The sequence below is a fragment of the Methylovorus sp. SPW-M1 genome (assembly GCF_053848825.1).
Genome location: NZ_CM132626.1, coordinates 829,826 through 843,830, shown reverse-complemented (window position 1 = coordinate 843,830; position 14,005 = coordinate 829,826). Strand labels below are relative to the sequence as shown.

The window sequence follows — 14,005 nt, the reverse complement described above, 5'->3', positions numbered from 1 at the left end:
TGTTGTAATAAGAACCATTCTCATTATATAATCCTGCATCATCAACCCATGGCGCAGCCACTATCGCTCGCCATACTCGCACCAGCCAGCGCTTGCCAGCCCGTGACTCATCGGAGGACACCATGCACGCCAGGCAGGACGCCATCATTGAAGCTTTTAGCCGCATGCGGCGCGAAAGCAGCTTACGCCACAGAGAAATTGCCGCCACTCTCGAAATCAGCGAAGGGGAATTGATTGCCGCGCATTGCGGAATGGATGCCATAGGCTCGGATAGTGACATGCACGCCACCCGGCTGCGACCGGAATTCCCCGCGATCATTGCCGCGATTGAACCCTTGGGTGAAGTCATGGCGCTGACCCGCAATGAGAGCTGCGTACATGAAAAATCCGGTGTTTATCGCAAGGTAAGCCATCAGGGCCCAGTGGGACTGGTTCTGGCAGGCAGCATAGACCTGCGCTTGTTTTATCAGCAGTGGCGCCATGGCTTTGCGGTAGAAGAACACACCAGCAAAGGCTTGCAACAAAGCCTGCAGTTTTTTGATAGTACCGGTACTGCGCTGCATAAAATCTTTTTGAAACCCACCAGTCAGCAGGCGGCTTACCAATCCCTGCTCGCACAATTCCGGGCTGAGGATCAATCCGGTGACATGGTGGTGGAAACACCCCGCCTACCGCCTGCAGCCGTGGATGACAGCGAAATCGACATTGCCGGATTCCGCCGTGACTGGGCCGCCATGCGGGACACGCATGAATTTTTCGGGCTGCTCAAGCAATACAAGGTGACTCGCACGCAAGGCTTGCGACTTGCGGATCCCCGCTTTTCAATCCCCGTGACACCCGATGTCATCACCCGCCTTTTGCAGGCGGCCGCCGCCGAAAATGTGGCCATCATGGTGTTTGTCGGCAACCCCGGCATCATTCAGATTCATAGCGGCCCGGTCAGCAATATCAAGCTGATGGGCCCCTGGATCAATGTGCTCGACGAAGGCTTTAATCTGCATTTGCGGCAGGATCTGATCGCCAACGCCTGGGTGGTAAAAAAAACCACAGAGGACGGCATCGTCACCTCGCTCGAATTGTTTGATGCGCAAGGCGAAAATATCGCCATGCTGTTTGGGGAGCGCAAACCCGGCAAGCCCGAGCTGGAATCCTGGCGCGCCTTGATTGCCGATATTACCGAGGCCTGCACGGCATGAGCATCGCGCACCAACCAGCCATGCCCTCCCGGCGGGAACACTTGAAACAGTGGCTGGCGCTGGGGGTGCTCCCCGCGATCGGCTGGCTACCGCAGCCGGCGTATGCCGCCAACCGACGCCTGGTATGCGTAGGCGGCGCTCTCACTGAAATTGTCTATGCCTTGGGCGCTTCGGCCGAACTGGCGGGCGTAGACACCACCTCGCTTTATCCGCCAGCGGCACAGGCGCTGCCCAGCGTGGGTTATGCGCGCACCCTGTCTGCCGAGGGTATTCTGGCGCTTGCACCGTCCATGGTATTGGCAACCGAAGATGCCGGGCCATCCAGCGTATTGCGGCAGCTGGAAAATGCAGGCATTGCGGTGCATATCCTCGCCGCCAACCATCAATTCGAAGGCTTGCTGCAGCGCATACAAAAAGTGGGCGAACTCACGGGTCGCGTAGCGGAAGCGAGTGAGCTGCAAGCGCGCCTGCGCAATGAGTGGCAGGGGGTGCGCACAAGTGTGGAGGCGCATTCAGCGGCGTCGCCTCGCGTGCTGTTTATTCTTTCGCATTCCATGTCGCAAATCATGGTGGCCGGGCAGGAAACCAGCGCAGATGCCATGCTGCGCTATGCCGGTGCCAGGAATGCCATGCAGGGTTTCACCGGATTCAAGCCTCTGACGCCGGAAGCGGTGATCGCGGCGCAACCCGACATCATCCTGCTGACCGACCTGGGGCTGAAAGCGGCGGGCAGCAAAGCTGCGATTCTCAAGCTGCCTGGCCTGGCGCAAACACCTGCAGGGCGCAAGCAGCGCATCGTCAGCATGGAAACCATGCTGCTGCTCGGCTTTGGTCCGCGCTTGCCGCTGGCGCTGAAAGAGCTGGACCGCTCCCTGCAATCTGCCATGCAGGCAGGATAAGGTGAAAACTGGCGCTTTCAATCATGCATATTTCATCTGCGGTATCCAAAAGTTACACCGCCAGAATTTGTCAGAAATACCACATCAAAATAGCGACTTATGCCACCCAGATACCGAGCATGCCTGCTCTCCATGGGCCACACCCCCGCCACAGATGCTGAACTTTTCTATGCATATGCATGACGAACATAGAGCGAAAATCGATGCAAGCTGCACAACTGTTAGTCCTGCGCGGGCATGGCACAGGGCCGAAAGATTGATCCGGGCCTGAGAAATGCGCACTCCCTTTCGCTTTGCCCCACGCTCAAAATGGGGTAACCAATGGCCTGTTGTATTACTGCTCGCCATCACCCTCTTGGCGCTTGCCATGGCAAGTTCCATAGGCGCTGTGCCCATAAGCTGGCGCGATTGGCTGACTCCCTTGCATGGCGAAAACACGGGCAATAGCTATGTCCTGTGGGAACTTCGCCTGCCAAGAACCCTGCTCGCCCTGTTGGCGGGCGGCATGCTGGGGGTAGCGGGTGCGCTGGCACAGGGCCTGTTTCGCAACCCTCTGGCAGACCCCGGTTTGCTGGGCGTGAATAGTGGCGCCGCATGTGCTGCCGCCTTGACGATTGTTTTTGCGGACAGTTTGCCTTGGACATGGCCGACGGGCCTGCGGCCGTGGTTATTGCCGCTGGCGGCGTTTGTTGGCGCATTGCTGGTCTGTTTTACGCTGGATCGCGTGGCGCGCTGGATTACGCCAGGCTCCATCGCCGGACTACTGCTGACGGGGATTGCCCTGAATGCGATCGCGGTAGCGGTGCTGGGGCTGTGCACCTATTTATCCACGGATGAACAGCTGCGCAGCCTGAGCTTCTGGACCCTGGGTTCACTGGCTGGCGCGGGCTGGGCCATCGTCGGTGTGGCGCTACTCATGTTGCTGCTGGCCACATGGCAGATCCGCAGGCTGGCCCGCGCCATGAACGCACTGGCGCTGGGAGAAGCGGCGGCAGCGCATGTGGGAGTAGAAGTGGAAACATTGCGCGCCCGTACCATTTTGATCGTCGCGTTGCTGGTAGGCGCCACGGTGGCCTGGTGCGGCATGATCAGCTTTATCAGCCTGATCGCGCCGCATCTGGTACGCACTTTGCATGGTTCAGACCAGCGACGGGTTTTACCCTTGTCCATCGTGTTTGGCGGATTGCTATTGCTGATCGCCGATACGCTGGCAAGGACACTGGCAACACCTGCTGAAATTCCGGTGGGCATCTTTACCGCCCTGCTTGGCGGGCCATTTTTTCTGATGCTGCTTAATCAAACACGTGAACGGATAGGATGAACCCAGCTACCATCAACCTGATCAACCAGCCACTCCTGGTCATGGAAGCAGCCAGCCTGCGCCTGGGGCGCCATCACTTTGGCCCTTATACCCTGACCTTGCATGCAGGCGAGCGTGTAGCGGTGCTGGGCCCCAGCGGCGCCGGCAAATCCACCCTGCTCAAGCTGGCATCGCGCGAGCTTCATCATTCAGGCGGCCACATCAGCCTGCTGGGACGCGATATCCGCCATTACAGCCTGCGCGAGATGAGCCGTCGGCGCGCTGTGCTGGCGCAAACCACCCATGTCGCCTTTGGCATGCAGACCGAGCTGGTGGTGTCTCTGGGTCGTGCGGCACTGGAGATTGACCCGCACCTGACGACCATTGTGCACAACGCCATGCAACTGGCGCATGCCGCCCATCTGGCGGGACGCAAGATGGATCAACTATCCGGCGGCGAGCAGGCCCGCATTCACCTCGCCCGGATATTTGCGCAACTATGGGATATAGAACAAGGGCTGGTGATGATGGATGAACCACTGGCGGCGCTAGACCCCGGCTTGCAAGGTGAACTGCTGGAAAGCATGCAAAGCTATGCTGAAGCCCGCGGGCATGCCCTGCTCGCTATCCTGCATGACATCAACCAGGCCCTGCATGCGTTTGATCGCCTGTTGCTAGTCAACAATGGTCAACTGGAAAGCCAGGTAAAAGCCGATCTGCACGCACTGCCCGCCTTGCAGTCCCTGTATGGCATCCACCTGGGCAGCCTGATGACGCCAGACGGCCAGGCCGTGGTTTACCGCAAGAAAAACGCTGCCCCGACAGCACGCCCACAGGCACACAGCCATCTGAACAGCTGAGTGTATGCCTGCCGCCATGACCTTGATTGGCATTTAGCCTTGGGCTGGGCTACAATTAAGCCTTAGCGTACTGTTTTTTTAAGATATTTTGCACCGAAACCTCCAGCTCTCCCCCCTTGTGCCGGCCATGTGCACATCCTCTGACTTGCGGTTGTACACGCAATCATGAACACGCCAAAAAAAGTTTTCATCAAGACATTCGGCTGCCAGATGAACGAGTATGACTCGTCGCGCATGGCCGACATGCTAAATGCGGCCGATGGCATGCAACCCACCGATAATCCGGAAGACGCAGACGTCATCCTGCTGAACACCTGCTCCGTGCGCGAAAAAGCCCAGGAAAAAGTGTTCAGCCACCTGGGTCGTTTCATTCCGCTCAAGGAAAAAAACCCGAATCTGGTCATCGGTGTCGGCGGCTGCGTCGCCAGCCAGGAAGGCCAGCATATTGTCGACCGCGCGCCTTATGTCGATGTGGTCTTCGGCCCGCAAACCCTGCATCGCCTGCCGGAACTGATTGCCAACCGCCGTAGCAGCGGACTGTCGCAAGTGGATATCAGCTTCCCCGAAATCGAAAAGTTTGACCATCTGCCACCGCCACGTGTGGAAGGGGCAGCCGCGTTTCTTTCCATCATGGAGGGCTGCAACAAGTATTGCAGCTTCTGCGTAGTGCCATATACCCGCGGTGAGGAATTCTCGCGCCCATTTGAAGATATTCTGGTCGAGGCCATCCAGCTGGCGGAACAAGGCGTCAAGGAAATCACCCTGCTGGGCCAGAACGTCAATGCCTACCGCAGCACCAGTGCCGATGGCACGGCGGCGGACCTCGCCATGCTGATTGACTACATTGCCGAAATCCCGCAAATCGAGCGCATACGCTTTACCACCTCGCACCCCAATGAAATGAGCGAAGCCCTGATTGACTGCTTCGCGCGCATTCCCAAGCTGGTTTCGCATCTGCACCTGCCGGTGCAGGCCGGATCCGACCGCGTGCTGATGGGCATGAAGCGCAATTACACCGCGCTGCAGTACAAATCCATCATCCGCAAGTTGCGCCGTGCGCGTCCGGATATCTGCATCACCTCCGACTTCATCGTGGGGTTTCCGGGCGAATCAGAGCAGGACTTCGCCGCCACGCTCAAGCTCATGCAGGATGTAGGGTTTGACTTCAGCTACAGCTTTACCTACAGCGCACGTCCCGGTACGCCCGCCTCCTATCTGCCGGATGACACCAGCGAGGAAACCAAGCTGGAGCGCCTCAGCCGCCTGCAGGAACTGAATGAAGCCCAAGGCAAAGCCGTGAGCGAATCCATGGTCGGCAGCGTGCAGCGTGTGCTGGTCGAAAGCCTGTCCAAAAAAGACACTGGCGAACTGGCTGGCCGCACCGATAACAACCGTATCGTCAATTTCCCCGGTGACGCCAAGCTGATTAATCAGTTTGTCCATGTAAAAATCACCCAGGCCATGCCGCACACCTTGCGTGGAGAATGCCTTGCTTAAGCGCCTCTCTGCCCTTTTAACTGATGCACTTATTGCCCATTGGGCGGTTACCCCATAATGGAAATTACCCTTAGTCCCGAAGACAATCTGCGTCTTGCCAACCTGTGTGGCGCGCTGGATGAAAACCTCAAGCAGATCGAAGATGCCCTGGATGTTGGCATCGCACGCCGCGGCGCGCATTTCCGCTTCTCCGGCGAGCAAACCAATGTGCGCATTGCCGCGCAGCTGATCGAAAACTTTTATGATCGCGCCAGCAAACCCGTGAGCCTGGAAGAGATACAGCTGGGGCTGGTCGAGATCGACCGCATGAAGCCAGAAGATGTACAAAAGGAAATGCCGGTACTGATGACACGCCGTCAGGATCTGCATGGCCGCACGCCGCGCCAGGTCAGTTATCTGCAACAGATTCAGGACTTTGACATTACCTTTGGCATTGGCCCGGCGGGTACGGGCAAAACCTATCTGGCGGTGGCCAGCGCGATTGATGCCATGACCCGCGACAGGGTGAAGCGCATCGTACTGGTGCGTCCGGCCGTGGAAGCGGGCGAGCGACTGGGCTTTTTGCCAGGCGATCTGGCGCAGAAAGTCGACCCTTACCTGCGACCACTGTATGACGCCTTGTACGACCTGGCAGGCTACGACACCGTGAACAAGATGTTTGAACGCGGCGCCATTGAAGTCGCGCCACTGGCTTACATGCGCGGCCGCACGCTGAACCAGAGCTTTATCATTCTGGATGAAGCGCAGAACACCACGCCGGAACAAATGAAGATGTTCCTCACCCGCATCGGCTTTGGCACCAAAGCGGTGATCACCGGCGACGTGACCCAGATCGACCTTGGGCGCGGCCAGAAGAGCGGCCTGGTGGAAGCCAAGCAGGTGCTGAAAGACGTGCGTGGCATCGCCTTTACCCACTTCCTGTCTGAGGATGTGGTGCGCCATCCGCTGGTGCAGAAGATCATCAATGCCTACGAAACCTTTGATAGCGAGCGCCATGCCCAGCCGCATGACACGGACAGGCGAGGCCGCTCCGATGCCTAGACTGGCAATGGATGTGCAGGTGGCTAGCGAGGCTACCAATATCCCCACCGACAAGCTGTTTCGCAAATGGGCGCGTGCCACCCTGCGCGTTGACACGGAACTTGCTTTAAGAATTGTGGATGAAGAAGAAGGCCGCGCGCTCAACCGCGATTATCGCGGCAAGGATTACGCCACCAACGTGCTGACCTTTCCGCTGACGGAAGAGCCCCACCTGATGGGCGATATTATTTTGTGCGCACCAGTGGTTGCCCGCGAAGCCGCAGAACAAGGCAAACCGGTTGAAGCGCACTACGCCCATTTGACCGTACATGGCGTGCTACACCTGCATGGCTACGACCATGAAACCGAGCCGCAGGCCGAGCTGATGGAAGGCCTGGAAACAGAAATCGTCACAAAACTCGGCTACAGTGACCCTTACGCCGCCGAAAAAACAGAATTGACCAAGAAAGCAATCGCCTAAGATGGCCGAAACCGACAAACCACGATGGCTGGAACTGATCAGCAACTTTTTGCTGCGCGAACCGGAAGACCGTGAACAACTGATCGAGCAGCTACACTCTGCCTACGAAAAAAACCTGCTGGATGCCGATGCCCTTTCCATGATTGAAGGCGTGCTGCAAGTGTCCGAAATGCAGGTACGTGACATCATGATTCCCCGCTCGCAGATGGATGTCATTGACATCACCGATGCGCCCGAGAAGTTTATTCCCTTCGTGATTGAAGCCGCGCACTCGCGCTTTCCGGTCATTGATGACGACAAGAACCATGTGATCGGCATTCTGCTCGCCAAGGATTTGCTGCGTTATTACGCTGGCGAAGATTTTGATGTACGCGACATGCTGCGCCCCGCGGTTTTCATTCCCGAATCCAAGCGCCTGAATGTGCTGCTGAAAGAGTTTCGCAGCAATCGCAACCATATCGCCATCGTCGTGGATGAGTACGGCGGTGTGGCAGGCATGGTCACCATTGAAGACGTGCTGGAACAGATCGTCGGCGACATTGAGGACGAATACGACTTTGATGAAACCGAGGACAATATCATTCGCGATGCGCAGGGCCGCTATCGCATCAAGGCGCTGACCGAAATCGCCGACTTTAATGAAGCACTGGGCACCCAGTTCAGCGACGAAGAATTCTCCACCATCGGCGGTCTGGTCGTCAGCAAGTTTGCCCATCTGCCCAAGCGTGGCGAACAGATCAGCTTTGATGGTTTGCACATCACCGTCTTGCGCGCAGACAGCCGCCGCCTGCATTCCATGCTGGTAGAGATTCAGGCAAAACCCGAGAGTGCAATCGAGTAGGCCAAGCTATTGAATAAGCTTGGAATTGATGCATGGAACCAAGCGTAAAAAAACATCTCATACCCTTTGAAGCTGTACCACATTTTTAAGGGGATACATCATGAAAACCTTGTTACTGGCACTGATGCTGGGTATTGCCGGGCAATCGATTGCAGGCGCTGCACAGGCGCCAAATATTCAAGTACCAAACGCTAAAGCCCCGAATTCAGCCACCGGCGATATTGCGGTTTCGGAAAAAGAGTTCGTCGCCGGCATCTCGGGTATTGATAAATCGAAAATCGTGGAACAGTTTGGCGAGCCCAGCAAACGCGACGACATCACCAACCCTGATGGCAAGGTGATCGCCTCCGTGTGGCACTACCACTATCTGAATACCGATGAAAAGGGTGCTTATTACAAGACCACTGAACTGGATATCGTGGATGACAAGGTCGTCATGGTGGTCTTCATGAACCATGATGGCGAGAGCAGCCCAGATGCTTCACCTGCACCGGCCCCAGGCAGATCGACGGATTCGGATATCTGAACGCCGGGAAAACTTTGGCGGATTCATCGCTGATTCCAAGTCGTACTGTATGACAAACAACAAGCCCCGCATTGCGGGGCTTGTTGTTTATGGGGATATGGCAAGGGTGTCGTAACAATCACCCGCCGCCAGGACGCCTATTTTTTCAGCGAATCACGAATTTCACGCAACAGCAGCACGTCTTCTGGTGTGGGTGGTGCTTCTGGCGTCAATTGATCGCGGAAGCGGTTCATTTGCTTGACCAGCAGGAAAATCACAAACGCCAGAATCACAAAGTTAAGGGCCACGGTGAGGAAATTACCATACGCCAGCAAAGGCACACCCGCCGCCTTAAGGGCGGCATAGGTTTGCGGCACGCCCGCCGGGGCATCGGATAACTGGATGTACATATTGGAAAAATCGAGCTTGCCAACCAACATGCCCACCACTGGCATGATCAGGTCGCCCACCAGCGAGTCCACGATCTTGCCAAAGGCGGCGCCGATGATCACACCCACCGCGAGATCCATTACATTGCCGCGCAGGGCAAATTTCTTGAATTCTGTCAAAAGGGCCATGCGTGATTTCTCCTGTTGTGAATATGAAAAGGGATGTTGTTAACTGCGCTTTGACTCGAATATAGGGGCTGCTGCGGTGGCCTGTCAACCAGACGGCGCCAGATAATTCAGCCTCCGGCTGCCAGTGGAGCCGTCTGCCATCAGGTATACTGGCAGCCAATTTCATCTCTCTGCACTCACGACTTTGCCTACCTTATTCAAGTCCTTATGGGCCAGACATCTGCTGGCCGCCCTGCTGGGCGCAATCGCGGTCAGCGGCTTTGCTCCCTTTTATGTTTATCCGGCTGGCGTATTGTCGCTTGCCGGATTTTTCTATCTGGTGACCACCACGGCACGTCGTCGAGAAGCTGCATGGCTGGGATTCACCTACGGCCTGGGATTATTTGGCGCTGGCATTTACTGGATTTACATCAGCCTGCACGATTTTGGCGGCATGCCATTCTGGATGGCCGGGCTGGCTACTTTCCTGCTTTGTGCGTTCCTGGCACTTTTCCCGGCAATCGTCGCCGCTCTCGCCCGCAGTCGACCTGCGCACCAAATGCTGATTGCGCTGCCCTTGCTATGGGCACTTTCAGAATGGGTCAGAAGCTGGATATTCACCGGCTTTCCCTGGCTGAGCATAGGTTACACGCAAGTACCCGACAGTCCGCTGGCAGGTTATGCGCCGATTATCGGCGCGTATGGCGTATCGCTGGTGGTAGCGCTGCTTGCCAGCCTGCTGGTTAGCGTGTACTTGCATCCGGCCCGCAGGCGCATGGGCGTCGTTCTGATGGCCGTACTGATAGGCTGCGGCTGGGCCTTGAAACAGATCGAATGGAGTCAGCCTGAGGGCGAGCCGGTCAGTGTCGCCTTGCTGCAAGGCAATGTATCGCAGGATAAAAAGTGGAATGAAGAGGAAGTGCTGCGCAGCATGCGCCAGTATTACGATATGGCACTGGCGAGCCAAGCCAGACTCATCATCCTGCCGGAAACCGCCTTATCCGTTTTGCTGCAGCAAGTCCCGCAAAACTACCTTGATGGCCTGAAACAACATGCCCAGACCAATGGCGGCGATATTCTCATCGGGGTGGTGGAATACGAGCACGAGCAGTACTACAACAGCATGATGAGCGTAGGCAGTGCCGATACCCAGTTTTACCGCAAATCGCACCTGGTGCCATTTGGCGAGTTCATTCCCCTGAAGCAGGTATTTGGCTGGATCTACCGCGACTGGCTCAATATGCCACTGGCGGATGTCGCCCGCGGCGGGCTGGATCAGCAACCCATGCAGGTCGCCGGTCAGCGCGTGGCCGTCAATATCTGCTACGAAGATGTGTTTGGTGAAGAAATCATCCGCCAGCTGCCACAGGCCAGCGTGCTGGTGAATACCAGCAATGACGCCTGGTATGGCGAATCGATTGCGGCCTACCAGCATTTGCAGTTCTCGCAGATGCGGGCAATAGAAACGGCACGCATGATGCTGCGCAGTACCAATACCGGCGCCACCGCCATTATCAACCCCAAGGGCGAAGTGCTGGCACATGCGCCGCACTTTATCGCCACAACACTTGAAGGTGAGGCGCAAGCTTACGTGGGCACTACGCCTTATGTGCGCTTTGGCAACTGGCCCTTGCTCATCCTGCTGGCGGGCAGTCTCGCTCTTTTGTGGGGCCGTAAAACCAAGTAGAATTAGCGGTTATTTGCCTTGCATGCAAGCCGTTAAAACACCATGAAAATCGGCCCGGCCAACACTGACTGGCAGCCCGCTGGCTGCCGGATCATTCACCAAGATTCAGAAATGGAAATATGCTGACATTTCAACAGATTATTCTCAAGCTGCAGCAATACTGGGATGCCCAGGGCTGTGCCTTGCTGCAACCTTACGACATGGAAGTCGGTGCAGGCACCTCGCACACCGCCACCTTCCTGCGCGCGCTGGGCCCCGAGCCCTGGAAAGCCGCCTATGTTCAGCCCAGCCGCCGCCCCAAGGATGGCCGCTACGGTGAGAACCCGAACCGTCTGCAGCATTACTACCAGTTTCAAGTGGTGCTCAAACCTGCGCCTGACAATATTCTGGAGCTTTACCTGGGCTCGCTGGAAGCCCTCGGTTTCGATCTGAAGAAAAACGACATCCGTTTTGTGGAAGATGACTGGGAAAACCCGACACTGGGCGCCTGGGGCCTGGGCTGGGAAGTCTGGCTGAATGGGATGGAGGTGACACAGTTCACCTACTTCCAGCAAGTTGGCGGCATCAACTGCAAACCGATCACTGGTGAAATCACCTATGGTCTGGAGCGCCTCGCCATGTATCTGCAAGGCGTGGAAAACGTGTATGACCTGGTATATGCCAAGGGCCTGCACGGTGCCCGCGATTTGTCTTACGGCGACGTATTCAAGCAAAACGAAGTCGAGCAATCGACTTATAACTTTGAGCACAGCGATGCTGATTTCCTGTTCACCGCGTTCAATGCCCACGAAAAACAGGCGCAACACCTGATGGAACATCAATTGGCGCTGCCTGCCTACGAGCAAGTGCTGAAAGCCGCTCATACCTTTAACTTGCTGGATGCGCGCGGGGCGATTTCGGTCACGGAGCGCGCCGCCTATATCGGCCGCATTCGCAATCTCGCCCGTTCAGTTGCCGCGAGCTACCTCGATAGCCGCGCCCGCCTTGGCTTCCCTATGGCCCCAAAAGCATGGGCAGATGAAGTATTGGCACAGTTGGATAAGAAGGCCGCCGCATGAAGCAGAATCTGTTAGTTGAATTGTTTGTAGAAGAACTCCCACCCAAGGCCCTTAACAAACTGGGCGAGGCATTCTCCAGCACCCTGTTAGAGGTGCTGAAATCGCAGGGCCTGACCAGCGAGACATCGCAGGTCACCGCCTATGCATCGCCGCGTCGTCTGGCGGCACATATCAGCGACGTCGTCGCCAAGGCTGCGGATAAATCCCTATCGCACAAGCTGATGCCTGCCACGGTAGGTCTGGATGCAAATGGCAAGGCGACGCCCGCGCTGCTGAAAAAACTGACCGCGCTGGGCGCGGATGAATCCGCTGTCAGCCAGCTCAAGCGTGAGCATGATGGCAAGGCTGACATTCTGTTTCTGGAAGGCACCGCCGCTGGCGCCACGCTGAGCGAAGGCCTGCAAAAAGCGCTGGACGAAGCACTTGCCAAGCTGCCTATCCCCAAGGTAATGACCTACCAGTTGCAAGATGGCTGGACCAGTGTGAATTTTGTGCGCCCCGCCCATGGTCTGGTAGCGCTGCATGGCAATGAGGTCATCCCGGTCAGCGCGCTGGGCTTGCAGTCTGGCAACACCACGCAAGGCCACCGCTTTGAAGCCAAGGTCAGCCCGGTGACGCTGCGTCATGCAGACCACTACGCCGAGCAACTGCACACTGAGGGCGCCGTGATTGCCAGCTTTGCTGAGCGTCGCGCCGAGATCGTTCGCCAGCTGACGGCCGCTGCCGCCAAGGCCGGTCCCCAGTTAACCCCCATCCAGGATGAAGCCTTGCTGGATGAGGTGACCGCACTGGTAGAGCGCCCCAATGTCTTGCTCGGCCAGTTTGAAGACGAATTCCTGCAAGTACCGCAGGAATGCCTGATTCTGACCATGAAAGCCAACCAGAAGTACTTCCCGCTGCTGAGTGCAGATGGTCAGCTGAGCAACAAATTCCTGATCGTGTCGAATATTTCGCCGGATGATGCCAGCGCCGTTATCGGCGGCAATGAGCGCGTGGTGCGTCCACGCCTGGCCGATGCCAAATTCTTCTTTGACCAGGATCGCAAGAAAACCCTGGAAAGCCGTCTGGCTTCGCTGGATAAAGTGGTTTATCACAACAAGCTGGGCTCACAAGGCCAGCGCACTACCCGCGTTGCCAGCATTGCCAGCGCCATCGGCCAACAACTGGGCGGTGACACACTGGCAAGCAAGGCCGCGCAGGCTGCGCGCCTCGCCAAGGCCGATCTGGTAACAGACATGGTGGGTGAATTCCCTGAGTTGCAAGGCATCATGGGGCGCTACTATGCGCAGCATGAAGGGCTGGACAATAATGTTGCCTACGCCATTGAAGACCATTACAAGCCGCGTTTCGCTGGCGATGAATTGCCGCGCAATCAGGTAGGCGTGGTGGTGGCACTGGCGGACAAACTGGAAACGCTGTGCGGCATGTTTGGCATCGGCCAGATTCCGAGCGGGGATAAAGATCCCTTTGCCTTGCGTCGCCATGCGCTCGGCGTGGTGCGCCTGTTGATTGAAAACAGCCTGCCACTGACACTGGACACCCTGCTGAACACCACCTTTGGCTGCTTTGCCGCTGATGTGGAAAATGCATCTACCGCATTGCGCAGCTTTATTTACGACCGTCTCTCTGGCAGCTTGCGCGAGCAAGGCTACAGCGCCCAGGAAGTGGATGCGGTGCTGGCGCTTGAGCCGCAGCAACTGGCAGACATTGCAAAGCGCCTGGAAGCGGTGAAAGCGTTTGCCGCTTTGCCGGAAGCCGAGAGCCTGGCAGCCGCCAACAAGCGCGTCGGCAATATCCTGAAAAAAGCCGAAGGTGATGTACAAGCCAGCATCAATCAGGCGCTGCTGGTCGAGCCTGCCGAGCAGGCCTTGGCACAAGCATTGGCCAGCGTGACGCCGCAGGCGGATGCCGCCTTTGCCGCCGGGGATTATCGGTCATCGCTACAGGCATTGGCCGCATTGAGAACACCTGTAGACGCGTTTTTTGATGGTGTGATGGTGAATGCAGAAGACCCTGCGCTGAAAGCCAATCGCCTTGGCTTGCTGGCCAGCTTGCACCAGGCCATGAACCGCGTCGCCGACCTGTCCAGACTGGCAGGCTGATC

The 14,005-nt window shown here is 57.1% G+C and carries 13 protein-coding genes; 12 read left to right on the top strand and 1 reads right to left on the bottom strand.

Annotation, left to right across the window (positions count from 1 at the left end; all coding sequences use genetic code 11):
• The first annotated feature begins 122 nt into the window (after positions 1–122).
• From ACWWD9_RS03975 to ACWWD9_RS03935, 9 genes are all read left to right on the top strand, one after another.
• Positions 123–1,196 carry a hemin-degrading factor gene (locus tag ACWWD9_RS03975; RefSeq protein ID WP_455867787.1) on the top strand — a complete coding sequence of 358 codons (1,074 nt, stop codon included), beginning with the start codon at positions 123–125 and terminating at the stop codon, positions 1,194–1,196.
• Positions 1,193–2,095 (top strand): heme/hemin ABC transporter substrate-binding protein, encoded by a 903-nt coding sequence (locus tag ACWWD9_RS03970; protein ID WP_455867786.1) that lies wholly within the window; start codon positions 1,193–1,195, stop codon positions 2,093–2,095. The genes ACWWD9_RS03975 and ACWWD9_RS03970 overlap by 4 nt, the downstream gene beginning before the upstream one ends.
• Before the next feature lie 274 nt (positions 2,096–2,369).
• Positions 2,370–3,416: a FecCD family ABC transporter permease gene (locus ACWWD9_RS03965; RefSeq protein WP_455867785.1), complete on the top strand. Its 1,047-nt coding sequence runs from the start codon at positions 2,370–2,372 to the stop codon at positions 3,414–3,416.
• Positions 3,413–4,255, top strand: coding sequence for an ATP-binding cassette domain-containing protein (locus ACWWD9_RS03960; RefSeq protein ID WP_455867784.1), 843 nt, complete (start codon positions 3,413–3,415; stop codon positions 4,253–4,255). The genes ACWWD9_RS03965 and ACWWD9_RS03960 overlap by 4 nt, the downstream gene beginning before the upstream one ends.
• A gap of 165 nt (positions 4,256–4,420) precedes the next feature.
• Positions 4,421–5,752 carry a tRNA (N6-isopentenyl adenosine(37)-C2)-methylthiotransferase MiaB gene (miaB, locus tag ACWWD9_RS03955; RefSeq protein WP_013442843.1) on the top strand — a complete coding sequence of 444 codons (1,332 nt, stop codon included), beginning with the start codon at positions 4,421–4,423 and terminating at the stop codon, positions 5,750–5,752.
• A gap of 57 nt (positions 5,753–5,809) precedes the next feature.
• Positions 5,810–6,793, top strand: a complete 984-nt coding sequence (locus ACWWD9_RS03950) for a PhoH family protein (RefSeq protein WP_041370157.1) — start codon at positions 5,810–5,812, stop codon at positions 6,791–6,793.
• Positions 6,786–7,253, top strand: a complete 468-nt coding sequence (gene ybeY, locus ACWWD9_RS03945) for an rRNA maturation RNase YbeY (RefSeq protein WP_455867783.1) — start codon at positions 6,786–6,788, stop codon at positions 7,251–7,253. Before ACWWD9_RS03950 ends, ybeY begins: the two co-directional genes overlap by 8 nt.
• A 1-nt stretch (position 7,254) precedes the next feature.
• Positions 7,255–8,094 (top strand): HlyC/CorC family transporter, encoded by an 840-nt coding sequence (locus ACWWD9_RS03940; protein WP_013442846.1) that lies wholly within the window; start codon positions 7,255–7,257, stop codon positions 8,092–8,094.
• 100 nt (positions 8,095–8,194) lie between these two features.
• Positions 8,195–8,620, top strand: coding sequence for a hypothetical protein (locus tag ACWWD9_RS03935; protein ID WP_013442847.1), 426 nt, complete (start codon positions 8,195–8,197; stop codon positions 8,618–8,620).
• Positions 8,621–8,757: 137 nt separating this feature from the next.
• Here the strand turns inward: ACWWD9_RS03935 and mscL are convergent, their stop codons facing one another.
• Complete coding sequence (gene mscL / locus ACWWD9_RS03930; protein WP_013442848.1) at positions 8,758–9,177, bottom strand: large conductance mechanosensitive channel protein MscL; 420 nt, start codon at positions 9,175–9,177, stop codon at positions 8,758–8,760.
• 184 nt (positions 9,178–9,361) lie between these two features.
• On the opposite strand from mscL, the gene lnt reads away from it, so the two are divergent.
• From lnt to glyS, 3 genes are all read left to right on the top strand, one after another.
• Entirely contained in the window at positions 9,362–10,843 is a 1,482-nt protein-coding gene (gene lnt / locus ACWWD9_RS03925) for an apolipoprotein N-acyltransferase (protein ID WP_455867782.1), read from the top strand.
• 119 nt (positions 10,844–10,962) lie between these two features.
• Positions 10,963–11,901, top strand: coding sequence for a glycine--tRNA ligase subunit alpha (gene glyQ / locus ACWWD9_RS03920; RefSeq protein ID WP_013442850.1), 939 nt, complete (start codon positions 10,963–10,965; stop codon positions 11,899–11,901).
• A complete protein-coding gene (glyS, locus tag ACWWD9_RS03915; RefSeq protein ID WP_455867781.1) occupies positions 11,898–14,003 on the top strand; it encodes a glycine--tRNA ligase subunit beta in 2,106 nt (701 codons plus the stop codon). Before glyQ ends, glyS begins: the two co-directional genes overlap by 4 nt.
• Positions 14,004–14,005: the final 2 nt, after the last annotated feature.

Coding starts and splice junctions, on each gene's coding strand:
- ACWWD9_RS03970 (WP_455867786.1), top strand. CDS start 1,193: ATGAGCATCGCGCACCAACCAGCCATGCCCTCCCGGCGGGAACACTTG.
- mscL (WP_013442848.1), bottom strand. CDS start 9,177: ATGGCCCTTTTGACAGAATTCAAGAAATTTGCCCTGCGCGGCAATGTA.
- ACWWD9_RS03965 (WP_455867785.1), top strand. CDS start 2,370: ATGCGCACTCCCTTTCGCTTTGCCCCACGCTCAAAATGGGGTAACCAA.
- ACWWD9_RS03975 (WP_455867787.1), top strand. CDS start 123: ATGCACGCCAGGCAGGACGCCATCATTGAAGCTTTTAGCCGCATGCGG.
- ACWWD9_RS03940 (WP_013442846.1), top strand. CDS start 7,255: ATGGCCGAAACCGACAAACCACGATGGCTGGAACTGATCAGCAACTTT.
- ACWWD9_RS03950 (WP_041370157.1), top strand. CDS start 5,810: ATGGAAATTACCCTTAGTCCCGAAGACAATCTGCGTCTTGCCAACCTG.
- glyQ (WP_013442850.1), top strand. CDS start 10,963: ATGCTGACATTTCAACAGATTATTCTCAAGCTGCAGCAATACTGGGAT.
- miaB (WP_013442843.1), top strand. CDS start 4,421: ATGAACACGCCAAAAAAAGTTTTCATCAAGACATTCGGCTGCCAGATG.
- glyS (WP_455867781.1), top strand. CDS start 11,898: ATGAAGCAGAATCTGTTAGTTGAATTGTTTGTAGAAGAACTCCCACCC.
- ACWWD9_RS03960 (WP_455867784.1), top strand. CDS start 3,413: ATGAACCCAGCTACCATCAACCTGATCAACCAGCCACTCCTGGTCATG.
- ACWWD9_RS03935 (WP_013442847.1), top strand. CDS start 8,195: ATGAAAACCTTGTTACTGGCACTGATGCTGGGTATTGCCGGGCAATCG.
- ybeY (WP_455867783.1), top strand. CDS start 6,786: ATGCCTAGACTGGCAATGGATGTGCAGGTGGCTAGCGAGGCTACCAAT.